At 40.8% G+C, this 21,490-nt stretch carries 20 protein-coding genes; 16 read left to right on the top strand and 4 right to left on the bottom strand.

The features are described from left to right. The first annotated feature begins 14 nt into the window (after positions 1–14). The 4 genes from atpA to atpC all read left to right on the top strand — a co-directional run bounded on the left by atpA (position 15) and on the right by atpC (position 4,328). Positions 15–1,538, top strand: coding sequence for a F0F1 ATP synthase subunit alpha (gene atpA, locus ACHCNF_RS11455; protein WP_408069921.1), 1,524 nt, complete (start codon positions 15–17; stop codon positions 1,536–1,538). Between the two features lie 16 nt (positions 1,539–1,554). After that, on the top strand, positions 1,555–2,412 hold the full coding sequence (atpG, locus tag ACHCNF_RS11460) for an ATP synthase F1 subunit gamma (protein ID WP_408069922.1): 858 nt from the start codon (positions 1,555–1,557) through the stop codon (positions 2,410–2,412). Positions 2,413–2,501: 89 nt separating this feature from the next. Beyond that, positions 2,502–3,899, top strand: a complete 1,398-nt coding sequence (gene atpD / locus ACHCNF_RS11465; protein ID WP_026492851.1) for a F0F1 ATP synthase subunit beta — start codon at positions 2,502–2,504, stop codon at positions 3,897–3,899. 27 nt (positions 3,900–3,926) lie between these two features. Beyond that, positions 3,927–4,328 (top strand): ATP synthase F1 subunit epsilon, encoded by a 402-nt coding sequence (atpC, locus tag ACHCNF_RS11470; protein WP_408069923.1) that lies wholly within the window; start codon positions 3,927–3,929, stop codon positions 4,326–4,328. A 521-nt stretch (positions 4,329–4,849) separates the two neighbouring features. Here atpC and ACHCNF_RS11475 read toward each other — a convergent pair. Further along, positions 4,850–5,620 carry a hypothetical protein gene (locus ACHCNF_RS11475; protein WP_408069924.1) on the bottom strand — a complete coding sequence of 257 codons (771 nt, stop codon included), beginning with the start codon at positions 5,618–5,620 and terminating at the stop codon, positions 4,850–4,852. Positions 5,621–6,068: 448 nt separating this feature from the next. On the opposite strand from ACHCNF_RS11475, the gene ACHCNF_RS11480 reads away from it, so the two are divergent. From ACHCNF_RS11480 to ACHCNF_RS11515, 8 genes are all read left to right on the top strand, one after another. Next, positions 6,069–6,947 (top strand): cation diffusion facilitator family transporter, encoded by an 879-nt coding sequence (locus ACHCNF_RS11480; RefSeq protein WP_408069925.1) that lies wholly within the window; start codon positions 6,069–6,071, stop codon positions 6,945–6,947. A gap of 47 nt (positions 6,948–6,994) precedes the next feature. Beyond that, a complete protein-coding gene (locus ACHCNF_RS11485; protein ID WP_408069926.1) occupies positions 6,995–8,164 on the top strand; it encodes a glycosyltransferase in 1,170 nt (389 codons plus the stop codon). Next, a complete protein-coding gene (locus tag ACHCNF_RS11490; protein WP_408069927.1) occupies positions 8,161–8,868 on the top strand; it encodes a hypothetical protein in 708 nt (235 codons plus the stop codon). The genes ACHCNF_RS11485 and ACHCNF_RS11490 overlap by 4 nt, the downstream gene beginning before the upstream one ends. Positions 8,869–9,120: 252 nt before the next feature. Continuing rightward, positions 9,121–9,756 carry a DUF4867 family protein gene (locus ACHCNF_RS11495; protein WP_408069928.1) on the top strand — a complete coding sequence of 212 codons (636 nt, stop codon included), beginning with the start codon at positions 9,121–9,123 and terminating at the stop codon, positions 9,754–9,756. A gap of 22 nt (positions 9,757–9,778) precedes the next feature. Next, positions 9,779–10,807: a substrate-binding domain-containing protein gene (locus ACHCNF_RS11500; RefSeq protein ID WP_408069929.1), complete on the top strand. Its 1,029-nt coding sequence runs from the start codon at positions 9,779–9,781 to the stop codon at positions 10,805–10,807. A gap of 262 nt (positions 10,808–11,069) precedes the next feature. Further along, positions 11,070–12,548 (top strand): L-fucose/L-arabinose isomerase family protein, encoded by a 1,479-nt coding sequence (locus ACHCNF_RS11505; protein ID WP_408069930.1) that lies wholly within the window; start codon positions 11,070–11,072, stop codon positions 12,546–12,548. Between the two features lie 430 nt (positions 12,549–12,978). Then, complete coding sequence (locus ACHCNF_RS11510) at positions 12,979–13,950, top strand: D-2-hydroxyacid dehydrogenase (RefSeq protein WP_408069931.1); 972 nt, start codon at positions 12,979–12,981, stop codon at positions 13,948–13,950. A 130-nt stretch (positions 13,951–14,080) separates the two neighbouring features. Beyond that, complete coding sequence (locus tag ACHCNF_RS11515; protein WP_408069932.1) at positions 14,081–14,953, top strand: aldose 1-epimerase family protein; 873 nt, start codon at positions 14,081–14,083, stop codon at positions 14,951–14,953. A gap of 144 nt (positions 14,954–15,097) precedes the next feature. Here the strand turns inward: ACHCNF_RS11515 and ACHCNF_RS11520 are convergent, their stop codons facing one another. Next, positions 15,098–16,183, bottom strand: coding sequence for a LacI family DNA-binding transcriptional regulator (locus ACHCNF_RS11520; RefSeq protein ID WP_408069933.1), 1,086 nt, complete (start codon positions 16,181–16,183; stop codon positions 15,098–15,100). A 332-nt stretch (positions 16,184–16,515) separates the two neighbouring features. On the opposite strand from ACHCNF_RS11520, the gene ACHCNF_RS11525 reads away from it, so the two are divergent. After that, positions 16,516–16,761 (top strand): hypothetical protein, encoded by a 246-nt coding sequence (locus tag ACHCNF_RS11525; protein WP_408069934.1) that lies wholly within the window; start codon positions 16,516–16,518, stop codon positions 16,759–16,761. A gap of 63 nt (positions 16,762–16,824) precedes the next feature. Here the strand turns inward: ACHCNF_RS11525 and ACHCNF_RS11530 are convergent, their stop codons facing one another. Next, entirely contained in the window at positions 16,825–17,010 is a 186-nt protein-coding gene (locus tag ACHCNF_RS11530; protein WP_408069935.1) for a bacteriocin, read from the bottom strand. Positions 17,011–17,128: 118 nt separating this feature from the next. Between ACHCNF_RS11530 and ACHCNF_RS11535 the strand changes: the two genes are divergently transcribed. Then, positions 17,129–18,253, top strand: a complete 1,125-nt coding sequence (locus ACHCNF_RS11535; RefSeq protein ID WP_408069936.1) for a cysteine desulfurase family protein — start codon at positions 17,129–17,131, stop codon at positions 18,251–18,253. Positions 18,254–18,384: 131 nt separating this feature from the next. Here the strand turns inward: ACHCNF_RS11535 and ACHCNF_RS11540 are convergent, their stop codons facing one another. Further along, entirely contained in the window at positions 18,385–18,852 is a 468-nt protein-coding gene (locus ACHCNF_RS11540) for an RpiB/LacA/LacB family sugar-phosphate isomerase (RefSeq protein ID WP_408069937.1), read from the bottom strand. A gap of 359 nt (positions 18,853–19,211) precedes the next feature. Here ACHCNF_RS11540 and ACHCNF_RS11545 point away from each other — a divergent pair, with 359 nt between their 5' ends. Both ACHCNF_RS11545 and galE read left to right on the top strand, forming a co-directional pair. Beyond that, entirely contained in the window at positions 19,212–20,438 is a 1,227-nt protein-coding gene (locus ACHCNF_RS11545; protein WP_408069938.1) for a UTP--glucose-1-phosphate uridylyltransferase, read from the top strand. 35 nt (positions 20,439–20,473) lie between these two features. Next, entirely contained in the window at positions 20,474–21,490 is a 1,017-nt protein-coding gene (gene galE / locus ACHCNF_RS11550; RefSeq protein WP_408069939.1) for a UDP-glucose 4-epimerase GalE, read from the top strand.

Raw genomic sequence — 21,490 nt, forward strand, 5'->3', positions numbered from 1 at the left:
CGGAGGCTTTTAGAATGGAATTAAAACCAGAAAAAATATCCGAGGTGATTCGAAGCCAGATCAAAAACTATCAAAATGCGATCATTCAGAATGAGACCGGTACAGTTCTTACCGTTGGTGATGGTATTTCCAGAGTTAGCGGACTTTTGAATTGTATGTCTGGAGAACTACTTGAGTTCGAAAACGGCACATTCGGAATGGCTCAGAACCTCGAAGAGACAGTAGTATCCGCGGTTCTGTTCGGAGAAGATGTTGGTATCAGCGAAGGACAGACCGTTAAGCGTACCGGACGCGTTGTTTCCGTTCCGGTAGGCGATGCAATGATAGGACGTGTAGTAAATGCTATCGGACAGCCCATTGATGGCGCCGGTCCTATCGAATCAAATGATTTCAGACCTGTTGAGATTAAGGCACCGGGTATTATCGAGAGACAGCCCGTTAAAGAGCCTCTTCAGACAGGCATCAAGGCTATCGACTCCATGATCCCCATCGGACGTGGACAGCGTGAGCTGATCATCGGTGACCGTCAGACAGGTAAGACCACTATTGCTATTGATACGATCATCAACCAGAAGGGTAAGGATGTAATCTGTATCTATGTCGCAATAGGTCAGAAGAGATCTACGGTTACATCACTTGTGGCAGAACTGCAGAACGCAGGAGCTATGGAGTACTCCATAGTTGTAGCAGCTACGGCTTCAGAGCCCAGCCCGCTGCAGTACATTGCACCTTACACAGGCTGCACCATGGGTGAGTATTTCATGAACAAGGGTAAGCACGTACTGGTTATCTATGATGACCTGTCCAAGCACGCTGTTGCTTATCGTGCACTTTCACTGCTTATCCGCAGACCTCCGGGACGTGAGGCATATCCCGGTGACGTATTCTACCTGCATTCAAGACTTCTTGAGAGAGCTGCTAAGCTCTCCGATGAAAATGGCGGCGGTTCACTTACTGCTCTACCTATCATCGAGACACAGGCAGGTGACGTATCTGCGTATATTCCTACAAACGTTATCTCCATCACTGATGGACAGATATTCCTTGAGACCGAGCTTTTCCACTCAGGTATCATGCCTGCGGTTAACCCCGGTATCTCAGTATCCCGAGTAGGTGGTAACGCGCAGATTAAGGCCATGAAGAAGGTTGCAGGTACACTTAAGCTGATTTATTCACAGTACCGTGAGCTGCAGAGTTTCGCACAGTTCGGTTCAGATCTTGATGAAGACACCAAGAGTCGTCTTGCACAGGGTGAAAGAATTGTGGAAGTTCTGAAACAGGATAAGAGCTCACCGGTTGCTGTTGAGAAGCAGGTTGCCATCCTTTACGCAGTTATCAACAATGTACTGACAGATGTTGCAGTTACAGATATTGCGGAGTATGAAGCTGGTCTTTTCGAGTTCCTTGATACCAATCCTGATGGAAGCGATGTTATGAAGACAATACGCGAGACAGGAAAACTCGAGGCTGAAACCGAAGAGAAGATGAAGAATGTACTTAAGGCATTTACCGAGAAGTTTCTTGCCGGTAAAAAGTGATAACGGAGGATAACGCATGGCTGCTAATATGAAAGCTGTGAAGCTCCGGATAAAAAGCGTACAGAGTACCATGCAGATTACAAAAGCGATGCAGCTGGTTGCAGCAAGTAAGCTGAGAAAGGCCAAGGAGAAAGCAGACAATTCCAAGCCTTATCTCGGAACACTTCTGGATACACTGCAGGATATCGCAAATGGGAACCACGATTTCCAGTCACCTTATACGAAGACAGGAAAAAATGATAAGTGGTTATATGTTGTAATCGCCGGTGACAGAGGACTTGCGGGAGGATATAACTCCAACCTGTTCAAGTTCATGGAAAGCGAAACAAAGGGACGTGATATTGAAGTATTTCCGATAGGAAAGAAATCCGTTGAATATTTCAAACACAGAAATGTTCCGATTTTCACAGAGGAATTTGCAGAAGTTGCCAAGGTAACTATTTCAGAGTGCTTCTCTGTAGCAAAGATTCTGTGTGAAGCTTATAAAGAAGGTAAATTCGGACATATTTTCCTGTGCTATACGGACTTCGTATCAATGATGTCACAGGTTCCTAAGGCAAGTCCCATCCTGCCGTTGTCAGATCTGGCAGATGAAGGTGGCTCGGCTAAAAAGTCAAAATCGCTTATTCTGTATGAGCCGGACAGTGAGACTGTATTTAATGCAATTGTACCGGAGTATTTGGCGGGAGTGCTTTACACGAGTATCAATATCTCTGTTGCGAGTGAACTTGCAGCGAGAAGAACTGCGATGGAAGCAGCTACCGACAACGCAGAAGAAATGATTGAAACATTAAGTCTGTATTATAACAGGGCACGTCAGGCAAGCATTACTCAGGAAATCACAGAGATTGTTGCCGGTGCAGAAGAACCGTAATAAAAAACCGATTCCCATGGCTGATCGGTCCTGCTGTTACAGGAGGTGATATTTCAGCCAGGGGATGAGAGGAAAAAGGAGTACTCACGATGAGTGAAAAACATGTTGGAAAGGTAATACAGGTAACAGGACCTGTCCTTGACATTCGTTTTGGCGAGGGTGAGCTGCCGGATCTGCATAGTGCTATTGAGATCAAGAATGGTGATTCCACTCTTGTAGCCGAGGTAGCACAGCAGATTGGTGATGATGTAGTTCGTTGTATTGCAATGAGCTCCACGGATGGACTTGTTCGTGGAATCGATGCAGTAGATACAGCTGCTCCCATCTCAGTTCCGGTAGGTGACGAGTGCCTTGGACGAATTTTCAATCTTCTTGGTGAGCCCGTTGATAATCAGCCTGCTCCCACAACACAGGAGAGATGGCCTATTCACAGACCGGCTCCTTCATTTGAAGATCAGGTTCCTGCTACTGAGATTTTTGAGACAGGAATTAAGGTAGTTGACCTTATCTGCCCTTATGCTAAGGGTGGTAAGATTGGTTTGTTCGGTGGTGCGGGAGTTGGTAAAACCGTCCTTATCATGGAGCTTATCAATAACGTTGCGAAGGCACATGGTGGTATCTCAGTATTCACCGGTGTTGGAGAGCGTACCCGTGAAGGTAATGACCTTTACGGAGAAATGAAAGAAAGTGGAGTTATTAACAAAACTGCACTTGTTTACGGACAGATGAACGAGCCCCCGGGAGCACGTATGAGAGTTGCTCTTTCCGGACTTACAATGGCTGAATATTATCGTGATGTTAAGAATCAGGACGTGCTTCTTTTCATCGATAACATCTTCCGTTTCACACAGGCCGGTTCTGAGGTTTCCGCGCTGCTTGGACGTATGCCTTCAGCCGTTGGTTATCAGCCTACACTGGCTACAGAGATGGGTGCGCTGCAGGAGCGTATCACATCAACAAAGAAGGGCTCAATCACATCAGTTCAGGCTGTATATGTGCCTGCCGATGACTTGACTGACCCTGCACCTGCAACGACATTCACACACTTGGATGCAACCACCGTTCTTTCTCGTGATATTGCATCAAAGGGTATTTATCCGGCAGTTGATCCTCTGGATTCCACCAGCCGTATCCTTTCACCTGACGTAGTTGGTAAGGAACACTACGAAGTTGCTAAGGGAGTACAGCAGGTGCTTCAGAGATATCGTGAATTGCAGGATATCATCGCTATCATGGGTATGGATGAGCTTTCCGATGAAGATAAGCAGACAGTTTTCAGAGCTCGTAAGGTTCAGAACTTCCTGTCACAGAGCTTCTCAGTTGCTGAGCAGTTCACAGGACTTCCGGGCAAATACGTTCCTCTGAAGGAAACCATCCGCGGATTTAAAATGATTCTTAACGGTGAGTGTGATGATCTTCCTGAGTCAGCATTCCTGCTTGTTGGAACAATTGATGAAGTGTTCGAGAAGGCTAAGAAGAATAGTTAAATATACTAGAGATGAGGGTTTAACAATATGGCTACTTATCATTTAGAGATCGTATCCATAGATGGATTGGAATATGAGGGCGAAGTCGAGAAGGTTTTGCTTCGTACTGTTGATGGTGATGTTGAGATTTTAGCTCGCCATACCAACTACTGTACGGGAATAGGTATGGGAACCGCCCATGTAACCTTCGCAGATGGCAAAGAGAGAAAGGCTGCCTGCATAGGTGGTATGCTCTCTGTCATGGAAGGCGAAGTCAGAATTCTTCCGACAAACTGGCTGTGGAGCGATGAGATAGATGTGGAACGTGCGCGATCAGCAAAAGCCAGGGCAGAGGAGGCACTGAAAGATGCCAGACTTACCAAAGAGGCGAGAGTCCGCGCCGAAGCCAAGCTTTATAGAGCACTCGTGCGAATTGGTTCCGCTGATTAAATTTACGATTCAGCTTTTTGTAGGGTGATCTGCAGACTCGGGGGAGATGTAAATCACGCTTACCCAGGCTGATTGTGATATTTGAAGGCGCTGTGGCTTGCCTATACGGCTTGCTGCAGCGCTTTTGTAAAATAAACATTGAAGTTGCCAGGATTATTAGATGCTTTAAGAGATTAATCCCTTTTCTGCTTTGATATGAGGTATATAATTTGGAAAAAAAGGAAAAAATCAGCTGACAAATTCCATTTGGTACCTAATTTCACTGAAAACTGAGAGGTATTTTTGAGGAAAAGGAAAAATTTAGCAAAAAACCTCTATTTGGTATCTATGATTATCAGAAATAAGGGTAACAAATATAGAAAAATTGCTTCATGTTGAAAAAAGTATAAAGAAATGATTTGCATTGCATAGAAAAAGTATACCAAACGGAGTCTTTTGTTTGATTATTTCCAATACTATGGTTTAACTATGAATAATAGCCTTGGAATATCAAATTGCGTATTTGTTGAGAAGCTTGCTTTTTAAATTAAGTCATCACCAAAATGTAGACTGATCAGACCTTGAACATAGCTGATATCAAGAGGACAGGCAGGGGTTTCATATGTGAGGATTAGATTATTTCCTGGGATATATCCGGAATTTATATAATTTCTAATTTTGTTACACATAGAGTTTTGATACTTGGATTGGTCAGCAAGACCAAAGTGCTCCCAGATGTATAGCTTATTGCTAAACGGATGGCGAATCGTAAAGTCGGGATAAATAGTGTAATCGCCCAGTACAAGTGCCTTCTCATATGCATAGGAAAGTTGGTGATCGTACAAAGCGTATGCAATAATTGCTTCTGATTTAGATCTGACAAATTGATCTTTGGGTGCCTTTACTAACAAAGCTTCCGGATGATTTGGGTTAGACTCATATTCTTGATCGCATAGCCAGTGATAGGAGTCTGAAAGCAGAGGAATATACGGAGAATCAGGAGAAGTGATTTTGTCAAGCTTACAATGTTTCCTTACTCGTAAATAAGCATTAATTGCAGAAATTTCATTTTTGATATCACGGATATAGCTATTCAATAAAGCCTTTTTAGCAAGTTGTGAAGCATAATCTGCTCTGCTTTTTGAAATATAGGTCCTTTTGATTTTACCGGAACTGTCTTTTTCCTGAAGGTACCATTTAGCACCGTTTTGATATATAACAAGAGTTCCGTCAGGTAAAGTATTGACTTCAGATTGGTATTTTAGAAGTAGCCGGGTTAGTAGCTGCTTCCTTGTAGAATAGTAATTTGTCATAATTTTATTTTTGATTATCGCCTGGATCTTGTAACTGATGGTGACACGGTAGATATTTTTTTATACATGAAAATTTCTAGTAAGTCAGTAAATAACTCCAGGTAATAAAAAGTACTCCTTTCAAATTATATGCACCCTTAAAAAGATAATTGCTTCAAATAACCAAAAATGGAAAATGTGGATGAATATCCTTGAAACGATATAGACAATAACATATCCAAACAAATTTGTAAATATATAATCTTTATATTATTGCAAGATTATTCAAATGATTCAAAACCAGAATGAAATGCAAGTAGAACCATATAAGAAATACTAAAAAGTAGGGAAAAGTGCAAAGTAAAAACAAATCTAAGAGAAGAAAGAATAAGATAAAAAAGAAAAAGTAGAATAAGAGATACAAGACAGGGAAAAATAATCACAGAAAATAAAAAAGTGGAGAGATAATATGCAGAAAAATGTCCTGGATGAGCAGAAAAAGGTAGCACTGTTGCTGATCATATACAGAATTCCCGAGTTTATTACATCGCTGATAGCTGCGGCTGCAAGCGGTTCTATGGTAGTGTGGCTTGAGTTTGTTGAGAATGCAAGTATTCTGATACCGGGAATCATAATATATATACTTTCGATAAGACTTAATAAAAATTTGAAATTCAGGTTCAACTATGGAACAGGAAAAGTAGAAGCTATTTCGGCACTATGTTGTGAGACGTTTGATATAGCCGGAATTTTTTGCGTTCTTGTTTTTGCGGTAAGAAGATTATTCATACATGAAACAGAAGAAGAATTCCTTATATTTGCGCTTGTAATCAGTATTATTGGTTTGCTTATAGACATATTTATTTATTTTAAAGAGAAGAAATTCATAGAAAAAGAACATAGCAAATTGATTCATTCCGCTTTTGTTGCTGCAAGGAATGAATTTGTATTTGATGCGATATCAATTATTACCCTGATCATTGGAATAGTATTTAGCAATACTACATGGATTTCATATTTTTCGCCTGTAGTCTGCATAATTGTTGCGCTTCCGCTGGGATATATTGTCATTAAGCATATTTTGGAAGCTGTCAAAGAACTTATTGATCTGACACTTGACGAAGATACACAGCTTAAGATTCTGAAGGCTATAGGTCAATTTTACGATTACTTTGAAGAAATTGGTGAGATAAAAAGCCGCATTTCCGGTAATGATAAATACGTGGATGTGGAGCTTAGGTTCAAACCGGATATGAAGTATGTTGAGGTCTGCAAGATTGCAGAAGAGATAAAAGGAAGGATAAATGAGGAAATAGACGGCGGCACTATCAACGTGGTGCTTCTCTGAGGAAAAACGTATAATTCGGCAAATAGTAATCAGAGGGGATGGTGCAATTGAAGGTTCTAATTACTTCTGATGGATATAGGGACGATATAAATGGCGTTGCCCAGATAGTAGCAGTTTACGCTGATGAAATGAGAAGGCGTGGAATTGAAGTGAAAGTTCTTACTTTATCCGACCAGAATATAAGTTATAAAAATGGTGATGATTATTACCTGCAATCATATAGATCAATCTTTTATCCTGAATGGAAAAAGAGTCATATCAGAAGACATGAATTTATCGATGAAATTGTTGCATGGAAGCCTGACATTATCCATATTCACACAGAAGGTCCTACGGGGATCATAGCTAATATGATCTCAGATATTTGTGGTGCGCCTATTGTCATGACGTCTCATACAGATTATTCAAAATATGTGTTTGGAAAAGTTTGCAAAATTTTTCCAATTACATTGATCCCGATGGTGTGGGGGCTTTTTGCATATAAACATGCAAGTCTTGTTATATTGCCCGCTGAAAAAGCACTGACATTCGATCAGCATGTATTCGTAAAGAATAAGTGTAAAGTTTTACATAACGGAATAAATCTAAAAAAGTTTCAGAGAAATGTGACCAAAGAAGAGCGCAGAAAGTTGATGAGCCAATATGGCATCCGTGACAATAATAAGATTCTCCTTGTGGTATCACGTCTTGGTAAGGAGAAGAAAATTACAAACATCCTAAATTGGATGAAACAGCTTTTGGAAAAAGATCCGGAGATTCAGCTTGTTATCGTAGGAGACGGATTATACCGGAAAAAACTGGAAAAACAGACAGCTAAACAAAATATAAGTGATTCTGTATTTTTCACAGGAAGAATTCCTCCTGATCAGATTTATCGTTTTTATAGCATAGGAACAGTCTATGTTTCGGCATCGGATTTTGAGGTTAACAGTTTGTCATATATTGAGGCTATGGCCTGCAGTTTGCCAATAGTATGCAGAAAAGACATGTGTCTTAATGGAGTTCTGGAAAACGGAGTAAACGGGTATTCCTTTGAAACAGGAGATGATTTTTGTGAATATATCATGAAAATATTTGAAAATGAGGATATACGGCTTAAACTTGGCCAAAAAGCGAAAGAGATGTCTTTGAGGTTTGATGATAAACATTTCGTGGACAGCACGCTGGAAATATATGATGAAGTCATTACAAACCTGGAAGGAGTATGTGTACATTGAGTAAAGTTGATAATCTTGACGGGGTAATGGAAAAATTCGACAGACGCTTTCGTCTTAAAAAGGCAATAAATCTGGTAATATCCATGGTTATTGTGATGATTGGAATAGTTCCGATGTATATTGTCTTTGCAAAAAAGGCAGGAATATATGCTCTCAGATGGCTCACTGTTGATGGAACGCTTTTTACTATGATTGGCTCACTCATATTCATAGTTGTTAACATGTATGAAATAGTTACAAGTAAAGAAATGACGCATGTTCCGGTATATTTTATAAGACTTTCCTGTGCAGTTTCAGAGGCGGTAATAATGATTGTGGTATTTATAGGATTCTGCCTGGGAGATCCGTCAGCTCTTGATGAGTGGGATGAGGTTGTAACTCACTTTATTATGCCTGTTCTTATGGTTATTTCATTCATTACAAATGATTCACCAATAGGCAAAGTAAAACCTCTTATGAGACTTAACGGAACCTGGTTTATTACGATATATGGACTTGTAATTATTCGGCTTTTCACATCAGAAGTTATGCCAATGAATATGATTCCTTATCCTTTTTTGGATCCTTCAAAGTTACCTATATGGATGATAATTGGCTCGATTTTGATCATATATATCATTGCCTACGCTATAGCTACAGTGCTATATCTTCTTAATAGGAAGCTGTCATGGTTATGGTTTTTTGAAATTACAAAGAGAAAGTAGACTTCCGACTTCCGAAAACTGGCGCAGACAAAAAGTAAAATAGCTATATCTGGGCACCTTACTATTGTGGGTGCATTCTGTAAGAAAACCACCTGAAAATTTTGTATAAATCTGATAATTGAACAACAGCATCTTTTCACCTATAATGTGTGTACGTTAACGGAGAGGGATAAAAAACGCTTTTTTCATGGTAAAAAAGCGCAAAAATCCAAGTTCAGATACAAAAAACTAATAAAAAGCGGGGTAGGAAAGATGGTAATTAAAAGCGTAACAGACAAAGAATTCAAAGAGTACGGCAGAGTTGTTGAGGGTTATAGTGTTGCAGAAATCTTAAAGACACTTGAAAATGATACACCTTGTCCGGATGGAGTTGTTTATGTGGCTGAGGATGAAAAGCTCATGGCAACAGCAGATACTAAGGATCTTGGTACAAGCCTTTTTGGCGGAATGCCTTTCCAGTTTGGCTACTGCAACGGACATAATACAAAGATGAACTGCATGGAATATCACAGAGACAGCGAGTTCAACCTTGGCACAGAGGACTTCATTCTTCTTCTTGCTAAACTCAGCGATATCGAAGACGGCAAGCTTGACTCATCAAAGGTAGTAGCATTCAAGTGCCCTAAGGGCGTACTTGTTGAGGTTTATGCTTCAACACTTCACTATGCTCCCTGCCATGCAGATGCTTCAAAGGGATTCAAGGTTCTCATTGCACTTCCCAAGGGAACAAACGTAGGAACCACTAAAACAGCAGGTAAAAACCTTGATGACAGAACACTTTTCGCTACAAATAAGTGGCTTCTTGCACACAAGGATGCATCTGAGATTGCTGATGGTGCTTATGAAGGAATCACAGGCGAGAACATAGATATTGCCGGACTCATCTAATATATAGAACTTTGAGGGAAAAATGGCAACAATAACAGAGATAGCGAAACATGCAGGTGTTTCAATAGGTACTGTGGACCGTGTTCTGCATAATCGCGGATATGTGAAGCAGGAGACAAGAGAGAGAGTCGAGAAGGCATGCGAGGAGCTCCACTATGAGCCTAATCGTGTGGCTCAGGGACTTGCGGTAAGGAAAAAGAAGTTAAAATTTCTTTTCATGATTCCCAAGACACAGTATAGTCCGTTTTTCATACCCGTCAGGGAAAGCGCCGAGAAAAAGGCCAAGTCTCTTGAGGCTTATGCGGCAACTACAGATATTGTGGAGTATCCTGACAATTTGGACGAAGAGAACAAACTGCTGAAATCGCTGAAAAAAACAATAGGTGAATATGATGGAGTCTGTATAACGGGCTCCACTTCCTCTATCAATAATTTGATAATCGAAGAGCAGAAAAGGCGTGATCTTCCGCTTGTTTTTTATAACAGCAGACTTGATGGAGTGGAGCATCTTGCGTATGTAGGATGCGATTATATCGCTTCTGGAAGGCTTGCTGCAGGACTAACTGCAATGGCAGGCGGAGAAGATGCGAAAATATGCTTTTTCACAGAGTACGACAGTATAAAGGAAAGTGCCACAGAGCGTATCAGAGGCTTTTCAAACGAGATGAATTCCCGGTATCCCGATATGGAGCTTCTTGGTAAGTGGAGTATAGCGCTTGACCGTGAACAGAACAGACGCGCAGTCAGAGAGATGCTCACAAAATATCCTGAAACTAATGTGGTATATGTTATAAATCCGCGTGATTACGATATTTGCAGACTTATAGCTGCGGAGGATTCTGAACACAAGATAAGGATCATAACCAACGACCTTGTAGCGGTGCAGTATGAGATGTTTCATAAAGGAATGATAACTGCAACCATATGTCAGGAACCGGAAAAACAGGGAAAGCTCTCGCTGGAAATACTGTTTAATTATCTGGCGTATGGCACAGTGCCTAAAAAGGTTAATTATACGGAACTTAGTATCCATATTGAGCAGAATTTGTAACTTCTTGCGAGCAAAATGCGGAAATAGCTCGCAAGAATCCTGTCTTTTGCAGGATTCGCCCTTCGCTTTGCGAGGACACTGAAAATAGTTAACAGAATTTTTGAATTAATTCTGTGAAATATGTCAAATTGACAATAATCACTGTAAAACTTATGATTTAGTAGATGTGTTAACGTACACACAAATTTGGCTTTTAGCGGTTTTGTTATGGAAAATCGCATAATGATCAACAATATTTTTAAAAGGGTAGGAGGACATTAGAATGAATAACATTCCCCAGGTTAAAATTGGTCTGGTAGCAGTCAGCCGTGACTGTTTCCCGGCATCACTTGCAATCAATCGTAGAAAGGCTCTTATCGATAGCTATAAGAAGCTTTACAACGATGTAGATGTATATGAGTGCCCTGTTTGCATCATCGAGTCAGAGACTCAGATGGTAGAGGCACTTGAGGATATCAAGAAGGAAGGCTGCAACGCTCTTTGCGTATATCTTGGTAACTTTGGTCCCGAGATTTCTGAGACACTTCTTGCAAAGCACTTTGATGGTCCTGTAATGTTCTGCGCAGCTGCAGAGGAGTCACAGGGTGACCTTCAGGACGGCAGAGGAGATGCATACTGCGGTATGCTTAACGCAAGCTACAACTTAAAGCTTCGTGGCGTTAAGGCTTACATTCCTGAGTATCCTGTAGGAACAGCTGATGAGTGTGCTAAGATGATCAACGAGTTCGTTCCGATCGCAAGAGCACTTGTTGGACTTTCAGATCTTAAAGTTATCAGCTTTGGTCCTCGTCCGCTTAACTTCCTTGCTTGTAATGCTCCTATTCAGCAGCTTTACAACCTTGGTGTTGAGATCGAAGAGAACTCTGAGCTTGACCTTTTCGAAGCATTCAACAAGCACAAGGATGACAAGAGAATTCCTGAAGTTGTTGCTGATATGGAGAAGGAACTTGGTAAGGGCAACAAGAAGCCTGAAATCCTTGCAAAGCTTGCTCAGTATGAGCTTACACTTCTTGACTGGGTTGAGGAGCACAGAGGCTACAGAAAGTATGTTACAATCGCTGGTAAGTGCTGGCCTGCATTCCAGACACAGTTTGGATTTGTTCCCTGCTATGTAAACAGCCGTCTTACAGGCCGTGGAATTCCGGTATCTTGTGAGGTTGATATCTACGGTGCACTTTCTGAGTTCATCGGAACATGCGTAAGTAACGATGTTGTTACACTTCTTGACATTAACAACTCTGTACCTGCTGATATGTATGAGCAGAGCATCAAGGGCAAGTTCGATTACAAGCACACAGATACATTCATGGGCTTCCACTGCGGAAATACATGCTCAAGCAAGCTTACTGAGTGCACAATGAAGTACCAGAAGATCATGGCTAGAAACCTTCCTGAGGAAGTTACACAGGGTACACTTGAAGGTAACATCGTTCCAGGTGATATCACATTCTACAGACTGCAGAGCACAGCTGATAATCACCTTAAGGCATATGTTGCACAGGGTGAGGTTCTTCCTACAGACACAATGTCATTCGGTGGAATCGGTGTATTCGCTATTCCTGAGATGGGACGTTTCTACAGACACATCCTCATCCAGCACAACTTCCCTCACCACGGTGCTGTAGCATTCGGTCACTATGGTAAGGCACTCTTTGAGGTATTCAAGTATGTAGGCGCTGAAGTAATCGGCTACAACCAGCCTGCATCACTTCCTTATCCTACAGAGAACCCTTTTAAATAATCAGCAATGATTGTTTTAGTCAATATAACTTTGGCTAAGAAAAACAAATAAGAGTATAAGCGCCTTTCGAGAATTATTATTTTCGGAAGGCGCTTCTTATTTTTGATATGGAAGATGGTTGCGAATGAAGAGGTGGGTTACTGCACACTAGAGTAGCATATTCATGATTTGGTATACTTTGCATAGCAAAAAAGTAGAAGTTATAAAAAGAATTTTCAAAAGGCAAAGAATAATATGCATTTGGTACCCATGAAATAAAGAAAAAAGGGTACCAAAGTAAGAAAAATACTTCTATAGTGAAAAAATAAGAAAAAAGGGCTATAAAAATATTAAAAAAGGGTACCAAAGTGATAAAATTGATGACGTGGTGAAAAGATTGCATACAAGCAAAATACTTGGTGATTAAGAATATAGGAAGGATATACAAATCATGAAAATCGTTGCGGTAGAAATTGACAGCGTAGGAAATGACATTGATTACAGCAGTTTATCAAAAATAGGAGAGGTTACATTTTTCAAAGATAAGATAACTGAGGATAATGCGAAGGAGCGCCTTGGAGGCGCTGATGTACTTTGCATAAACAAATCGAAGATCACAGCAGAGATACTTGATAAGATACCGAACCTTAAACTTATATGTGAGTTTGCCACAGGTTTTGATAATGTGGATATTAAGGAGTGCGCAAAAAGAGGGATTAAGGTAGCTAATGTAGCAGGTTATTCTACAATGTCTGTAGCACAGCATACTTTTGCACTTCTGTTTTATATTATGGAGGCGCTTAAGGACTACGATGAATTTGTAAAAAGCGGAGAATATGCGTCACAGTCACATTTTTGTAAACTTGATATACCTTTTCATGAGATCGATGGTATGACCTGGGGAATCATAGGAATGGGGAATATCGGAAGAAAAGTTGCTCAGATTGCAACCGCCTTTGGAGCAAAGGTGATCTTCTATTCAGCTTCCGGAAGAACAGATCACAATAGTGAAGATGAGCAGTATGAGATGGTAAGCATTGATGAACTTCTTGAGAGAAGCGATGTGCTGTCACTCCACTGTCCGCTTTCAGACAAGACCAGAGGCATCATAGATGAGGCAGCTTTTAAAAAGATGAAAAAGACAGCGATTTTAATAAATGTGGCAAGAGGCCCTGTAGTAAATGAAGATGATCTGGTAAAGGCACTTGAGGATGGAGAAATTGCGGCAGCAGGACTTGATGTTCTGACGGTGGAGCCTATGAAAAAAGATAGTCCGCTTCTTAGGATTCAGGATAGTAAGAAACTTTTTGTGACACCTCATATGGCGTGGGCGAGTGTGGAGGCAAGAAGTCGCTGCGTGGAAGAGGTTGCAAAGAATATCCTGGCATTTGAAAAAGGAGAAGCAAGAAATATTGTTGGGTAATTGAAGCCTTCGAAATAACAGGAAGCATTGTTGTGTAATTAGGGAGGCAGATGCCAAATTATATGAGGGAAAGCAGAGCGGAAAAAACAGAGTTGTGGGATGAGATATTTTTGGAAAGGAATAACGATAGATGAGAATTACTATAAAGAATGAACAGTTAACAGCAGAGATTGACACTCATGGAGCTGAATTAAAAAGTGTTAAGCGTGGCGATAGAGAATACATGTGGTGTGCAGATCCTAAATTTTGGGGACGTACTTCGCCTGTTCTTTTCCCTTTTGTAGGAGCTGTGGCAGATGGAAAATATCGCTATGAAGGCAAAGAATACTCCATGGGACAGCACGGCTTTGCAAGAGATATGGAGTTTGAAGTAGTGGAAGAGTCTGATGACAAGGCAATATTTATACTTACTTCAAATGAGCAGACAAGAGAAAAATATCCGCTTGATTTTAAACTTACAATTACTTATACCCTTGTTGCAGATACTGTAACAATAGGATGGAAAGTGGATAATACAGGAAAAAAGGACCTTCCATTTGCGATAGGTGCACATCCTGCTTTTAACTGTAAGCTGAACAGTGAAGGAACACTTAAGGGAAACTCGGTAATACTTAAGACTGATAGAGATGTCCTCACCGTGAGGAAGTTCCATGATCCGCTTGCAGCTAATGAGACCTACAATCTTGAATTGGGACAGAATAAAGCTATAGAAATTGATGAGCACACATTTGATAATGGTGCGATAATCCTTGAGAACAGTCAGGTGAGTGGAGCGGCGATTGCAGATGCTGAGGGAAAAACATTTGTGGAAGTAATGTTTGACGCACCTCTTCTGGGGATCTGGTCACCTTCAGGGAAAAATGCACCATTTATCTGCATAGAGCCATGGTACGGAAGAGCTGATGCAGAAGGATTTAGCGGTGAATTAAAGGATAGAGAATGGAATCAGACACTGGCTCCGTCCGGGAAATTTGATGTCAGCTACAGTATTAAGTTTAATTAATTGGCATTTATTTCTTTTTTAGGTGATGAAAGTGATTTGAGTTTGCATTTCACTAGAGAGCATTTATTATTCGATTGGTACCCATAAAATATAAATAAATGGGTACCAAAATAAGAAAAAGAGCTGTGTTGATAAACAGAAAACCTATTTTGCCCCCGCGATATTTGGAGCTTCCTTCTGTGTGGTTGCGCGATTTATCAGGATAGGGGCGATTACCTCGTGGAGGATCGGGAGTTCCTCAGGGATTCTGCGGTGCCTGCCTTTGATCTGAGCAACCAGTATTTCCATGGCGGATTTAGTGATCTGATCAAGCTGCTGACCGACAGTACTGAAAGGAATAATAGCCTGAGCAGAAATTGGAGATCCGTCGTAACCCACTAATCTAAAATCATCAGGAAAATTCCCATAAGTTCTAAGTAAATGCAAGAGGGAAATATTAGCAAAAGTATCATTTGCACAAAAGACACCTTTACGTTTCCCGGGATATCTTTTTGTAATATCGGCAATAATCTTGGAAATATTCTCAGTATACTCTTCATAGCTTTGCCCCAAGTCCTGGATTATAACTTCGTTAGGTACATTCTTCTCATTGCAGACATACTTAAAACCGTTCAATCGACCATAAGAGTAAGAGTGATTATCTTTAGAATAATATGCAGAGCGTGTTGCTCCGTAAGGTGTTGAATCTATGAAAAACAGAACATCGCAGTCGCTCTTATACAGAAGACTTGTGGCCTGAATTCCCCCCATATAGTTGTCATTATGAACACTTGAGATAAATTCATCTTCACGTTCTATGGCAACAATCGGAATATCGTAGGATGCATACTCTTTTGAAGAAATAGTATGAGAAAGTGTAATTATGCCCTCAACATTATAAGCTGTCAGTTCGCGAATATACTTCCTCTCCAGCTCTATATCCGACTGCCCTTCGAAGACCAGAAATTTGTAACCGTAAGTACTGTAGGAAGAGAGCAGATGGTGCATTACCTCAGAGTAATAGGGCATATAGAGGTTGGGTATGATAAGACCGATAAATTCTGTATGTCCGCTGGGAAGGATCTTGGCTATCTTGTTTTCCTGATAACCAAGAGTTTCTACAGCATCTCTGATCTTTTCCTGATTCTCAAGAGTCAGAGAGTCAGGATTACTAAAATATCTTGATATTGTTGTCTTTGAAAAATTGCAGTATCTAGCCAGATCTGCATAAGACACTTTCTTTGACTTCATAAATTAATCATCCTATTCAACAATAATTTAGCAGCACACAGGCTATTATCGTAAACGAAATTAGGAATTGCCTAATGTGCCTGATAATAACCGCACCCTATATTATACACAAAAGGCGCAATTAAAGTAATCGGTAATTCAAATGCACACGGTTTTGAAAGGATACGTGAAAATGGCATAATCAGGATCTTAAAAGACAGAAAGTGTGCAAAAAGGGAGGAAAAATGGGAAGTAGGGGAGAGAAAAGTCTTGCAGCCAAGAAAGCAGACAGAAGCAAGAAGAATTAAGCAACAGTAACAAGGAGATTAGACAAAAATGAGCCATTTGTAACAATGAGTTATAACAGTAAAACGGGAGTATTTTCCGTATCAGACGGAGTAGTTTCTGATTTCCTGATCATAGGCAGAAATCGCGAGGATGCCATAACAATCGTTTACGACAGAGGAATCATCGAACTGACTACAGGAGATGATACAATACTTCAGATGACGGATTTGCCACATTTAAGAACTACTGAGTGCAACAGGATAAGCTTTGATAGTGGCAGAGGCACTCTTAAAGTGGGCATGGTTTATTGAATGTAAAAAATATAAAGGCTACAGGAAAATCAAAAAATCATCAGTTCCTGTAGCCTTATTTTATTATTGTATATTTTGGTCAGGATTCAAATTTAGCTTTTTCTTCTTTTCACATTTATTCCCTACCAAAACCTGACCGGCCGGGCAAGTCTTTTTAACTCCTCCGGCAACCTTTTCCAGCTCTTTATCTGTCAACTCTTCAACCTTTTTAGCAATTTCATTGATATCGTTATTTATTACCTTAGCCATATCATTTACCTTTCCACTAAATATTGTATGTTGCAGAGAAATATAATATATTGATTTTATATTATTACTGTAATAAGAACCATTAAACCTTTATTATATTTTTCTAAAAATATTGCATATGATATATCTTGATAATGCAGCAACAACAAAAGTTAATCAGGATGTTCTGGAGGCTATGCTTCCCTATTTTAGCCTGCAGTTTGCCAATCCTTCTGCCTCACACCATTTCGGACTTGAGGCAAAAAAAGCTGTTGAAAAAGCCAGGGAGTATTGTGCAGAGTTAATCGGAGCAGATCCTTCTGAGATAATCTTTACATCAGGCGGCACTGAAAGTGACAACACCGCGATTTTTAATGTGCCAGAAAATCGGCACATCATTTCATCTATGGCAGAGCATCATGCCGTTTTAAATCCATGTAAAAAAATTGAAGAACTTGGGCGCTGTGTCACAGCTCTTTCGCCGGGTGAAAATGGTGATGTATCAGCTTCTGCCATTGAAAGCGCATTGGAAGAGGATACAGCTTTGGTTTCCGTCATGACTGCCAATAATGAGATAGGAACCATAACCGATATTAAGTCCATTGGCATATTGTGCAGATCCAGGAATATTCTGCTTCACACTGATGCAGTGCAGGCTTTTGGACATATCCCGATAGATGTAAATGATATGAAAATCGATCTCTTATCAGCCAGTGGACACAAGCTTGGCGCTCCTAAAGGAGTTGGCCTTCTCTATGTGCGCAAAGGCGTTCGGATCTCACCTTATCTGTATGGTGGCGGACAGGAACAGGGACTAAGATCCGGCACTCTGAATGTTCCTTCGATTGTTGGTCTTGGAGAGGCGGCAAGACTTAGCAGGCTTCACATGTCTGAGAGATCCGGCGCAGAAACTGAACTAAGAGACTACCTGATTTCAAGGGTTCTGTCCGAGATATCCGGAGCAAGATTGAACGGAAGCAGGGAGAGCAGGCTCCCGGGGAATGCGCATTTTACGATTCCGGGGGTAAACGGCGCAGAAATCATGGAAATACTATCCGGTAATGAAATATATATTTCCACAGGTTCTGCCTGCTCCTCATCCAACTCAAGGCCAAGTCACGTCCTCACTGCTATAGGCATGTCTGCGGCAGAAGCCCGCTCTTCTATCCGTGTTACACTAAACTATGAAAACACAAGAGAAGAGATAGATATTTTTATTCAGAAGTTGAAAGAATATGTTGAAGCATTAAGAGATCTTCAATGAGAAGATATAGCTTTTATCTATAGATAACATTTATTGTTCCATGCATTCAGAGCGTGATTGTATTGACGTTTAGAACTATATTAAAGAGGCGGCAATCACGCCCATGACAACTTCTTTCAGGTAATAAATGATTAGAGTTTATCCACAGGTACGCAGCATTTATTATTTATGTCGCATACTTTCTGTACTCTTCTTCTATATTTTTCGTCCATTAGAGGATCTGTATTTAGCCAGGTTTTCACGATTTCCATTGATATCAGAGTGCCGATTATCTTGGCGCCAAGGCACAGGATATTGGAGTCCGTATGCTGTCTTGCAAGTGTTGCGCAGAGCGGGTCCTGACATACTGCAGCGTAGCAACCGTTTATTTTGTTGGCTATAAGGGCGCTCCCGTAGCCGACACCATCGCAGAAGATACCTCTGTCACATTCGCCCTTAGCTACAGAAAGGGCAGCGGGATAAACAAAGTCTGACAAATCACAGCTTTCTTCATCGTAGGTCCCAAAATCTTCAACTTCATAACCATTTGCAAGAAGATATGTCTTTATTTCATTTTTCATGGCTGTTCCTGCATGATCGTTTGCCATAGCTATTTTCATGGTGCGCGCCTCCTTATAATAGTGATAGTTGTTGGTTACTTATTATGATGACACAAGGGTCAAAGGTTTCTTTGATTCCTACTTAATATTCTAGCACTTAACGGTAAAAAGAGAGAATACAATAATAAACGACTTTTTTATTAGCAAAATTGCTCAGAATTTGCTCCGTTAACCAAAACTTGCTCTGTTTAGATTGTTTTTATTTTTTCTGTGAGATATTATTATAGGAGTGCTGATACATCGGAGGGGATTAAGTATCACATGATTTGCGATGTATGAGAATATATTTCTATAGCATAGGGTGTCAGGAGACTGGCGTCTGAATCATATAATAAGCGTAGTAAAGGAGAATTAATACTATGACATTAGAAGAAGCTAAGAAGAAACTTGAAGCAAACGGACAGATGCATGTTCTGAAATACTATGATGAGCTCTCAGAAGCTGAGAAGGCTGCTCTGTTGCAGCAGATTGATGAGACTGATTTTGAAGTTCTCAAAAATGCCAAGAATCTTGGACATGGTTCACAGAGGGGCAAATTTGAACCTCTTGCATGCATGCAGCTCTCTGAAATTGAGAAGAGACATGACGAATTTACACAGATCGGTACAGATGCTATTAAGGCAGGAAAAGTTGCAGCATGCCTCCTTGCAGGTGGTATGGGAACAAGACTTGGTTCAGATGATCCCAAGGGTATGTACAACATCGGTCTTACTAAGGAAGTGTTCATTTTCCAGAGAATTATAGAGAACCTTCTTGATGTAGTTAATGCTACAGGTTCATGGATTCATCTTTTCATTATGACAAGTGAGAAGAATCATGAGAAGACAGTTAAGTTCCTTACAGAGAAGAATTTCTTCGGATATAAGGCTGACAAGGTTACTTTCTTCAAGCAGGATATGGCTCCCGCTTCAGATTACGAAGGTAAGGTATATATGGAAGAGAAGGGACGTATCTCTACATCTCCTAATGGAAATGCAGGCTGGTTCTCTTCTATGATCAAGGCAGGACTTGATAAGACTCTTCATGCTGAGGGAATCGAGTGGGTTAACATTTTCGCAGTAGATAACGTACTTCAGAGAATCTGCGATCCTACTTTCGTAGGTGCTACAATCGAGCAGAAGGCTGAGGTTGGCGCTAAGGTTGTTAAGAAGAATGCTCCTGATGAGGGTGTAGGTGTTATGTGTCTCGAGGATGGCAAGCCTTCAATCGTCGAGTATTATGAGCTTACTCAGGAGATGATGGATGCCAAGGATGAGGCAGGAGAGCCTGCATATAACTATGGTGTTATCCTTAACTACCTCTTCAATGTACCTGCTCTTGAGAGAATTGCAAAAAATGAACTTCCTCTTCACGTAGTTGAGAAGAAGATCCCTCATATAGATGAAAATGGTGAACTTATTAAACCTGAGACACCTAACGGATGCAAGTTTGAGCAGCTTGTTCTTGATATGATCCACGAGCTTGACAGCTGCGTTCCTTATGAGGTTGTTCGTGAGCACGAGTTTGCTCCTATTAAGAATAAGACAGGTAAGGATTCAGTAGAGTCAGCAAGAGAGCTTTGCAAGAAGAACGGAATTGAGCTTTAAATCCTGAAATACAGGCAAAAAGGGAGGACAAAAATATGGCAATATTAGTTACAGGTGGTGCAGGCTACATCGGAAGCCACACAGTAGTTGAACTTCAGAATGCAGGTTATGATGTGGTTGTAATGGATAACCTTGCTAATGCCAGTGAGAAGGTACTTGACCGTGTTGAGGCTATCACAGGTAAAAAGGTTCCTTTTTATAAGGCTGATATCCGCGATAGAGAAGGGCTTGAGGAGATTTTTACTAAGGAAAAGATTGATTCAGTTATTCACTTTGCAGGTCTTAAGGCGGTTGGCGAGTCAGTTCAGAAGCCTTGGGAGTATTACGATAATAACATCACCGGAACACTCACTCTTGTTGATGTTATGAGAAAGCATGGATGCAAGAACATTATCTTCTCATCCTCTGCTACAGTTTATGGAAATCCTGCATTTATCCCGATTACAGAGGAATGCCCTAAGGGACAGTGCACTAACCCCTACGGATGGACCAAGTCAATGCTTGAGCAGGTTCTGACTGATATTCAGTTCGCTGATAAGGAATGGAATGTAGTACTTCTTAGATACTTCAATCCTATCGGTGCGCACAAGAGTGGAACCATCGGTGAGAACCCCAATGGTATTCCGAACAACCTGATGCCTTATATTACTCAGGTTGCAGTAGGAAGACTTCCTAAGCTCAACGTATTTGGTAATGACTACGATACCCCGGATGGAACAGGTGTCCGCGATTATATCCACGTAGTTGACCTTGCAGTTGGTCATGTTAAGGCTCTTAAGAAATTAGAGCCCGGCAGCGGTCTTTCAATATACAACCTTGGAACAGGCGTTGGTTACAGTGTTCTTGATATTGTTAAGAACTTCGAGGAAGCTAATGGTGTTAAGATTCCTTATGAGATTCAGCCTCGACGTGCAGGTGATATCGCAACATGCTACTCCAATGCAGATAAGGCTGAGAGAGAGCTTGGATGGAAGGCACAGAACGGTATTCGTGAGATGTGCGAGGATTCCTGGAGATGGCAGAGCAATAATCCTAACGGATACGATGACTGA

It is taken from the genome of Butyrivibrio sp. NATIVEDY162, assembly GCF_045999815.1.
Lineage (GTDB): Bacteria > Bacillota > Clostridia > Lachnospirales > Lachnospiraceae > Butyrivibrio.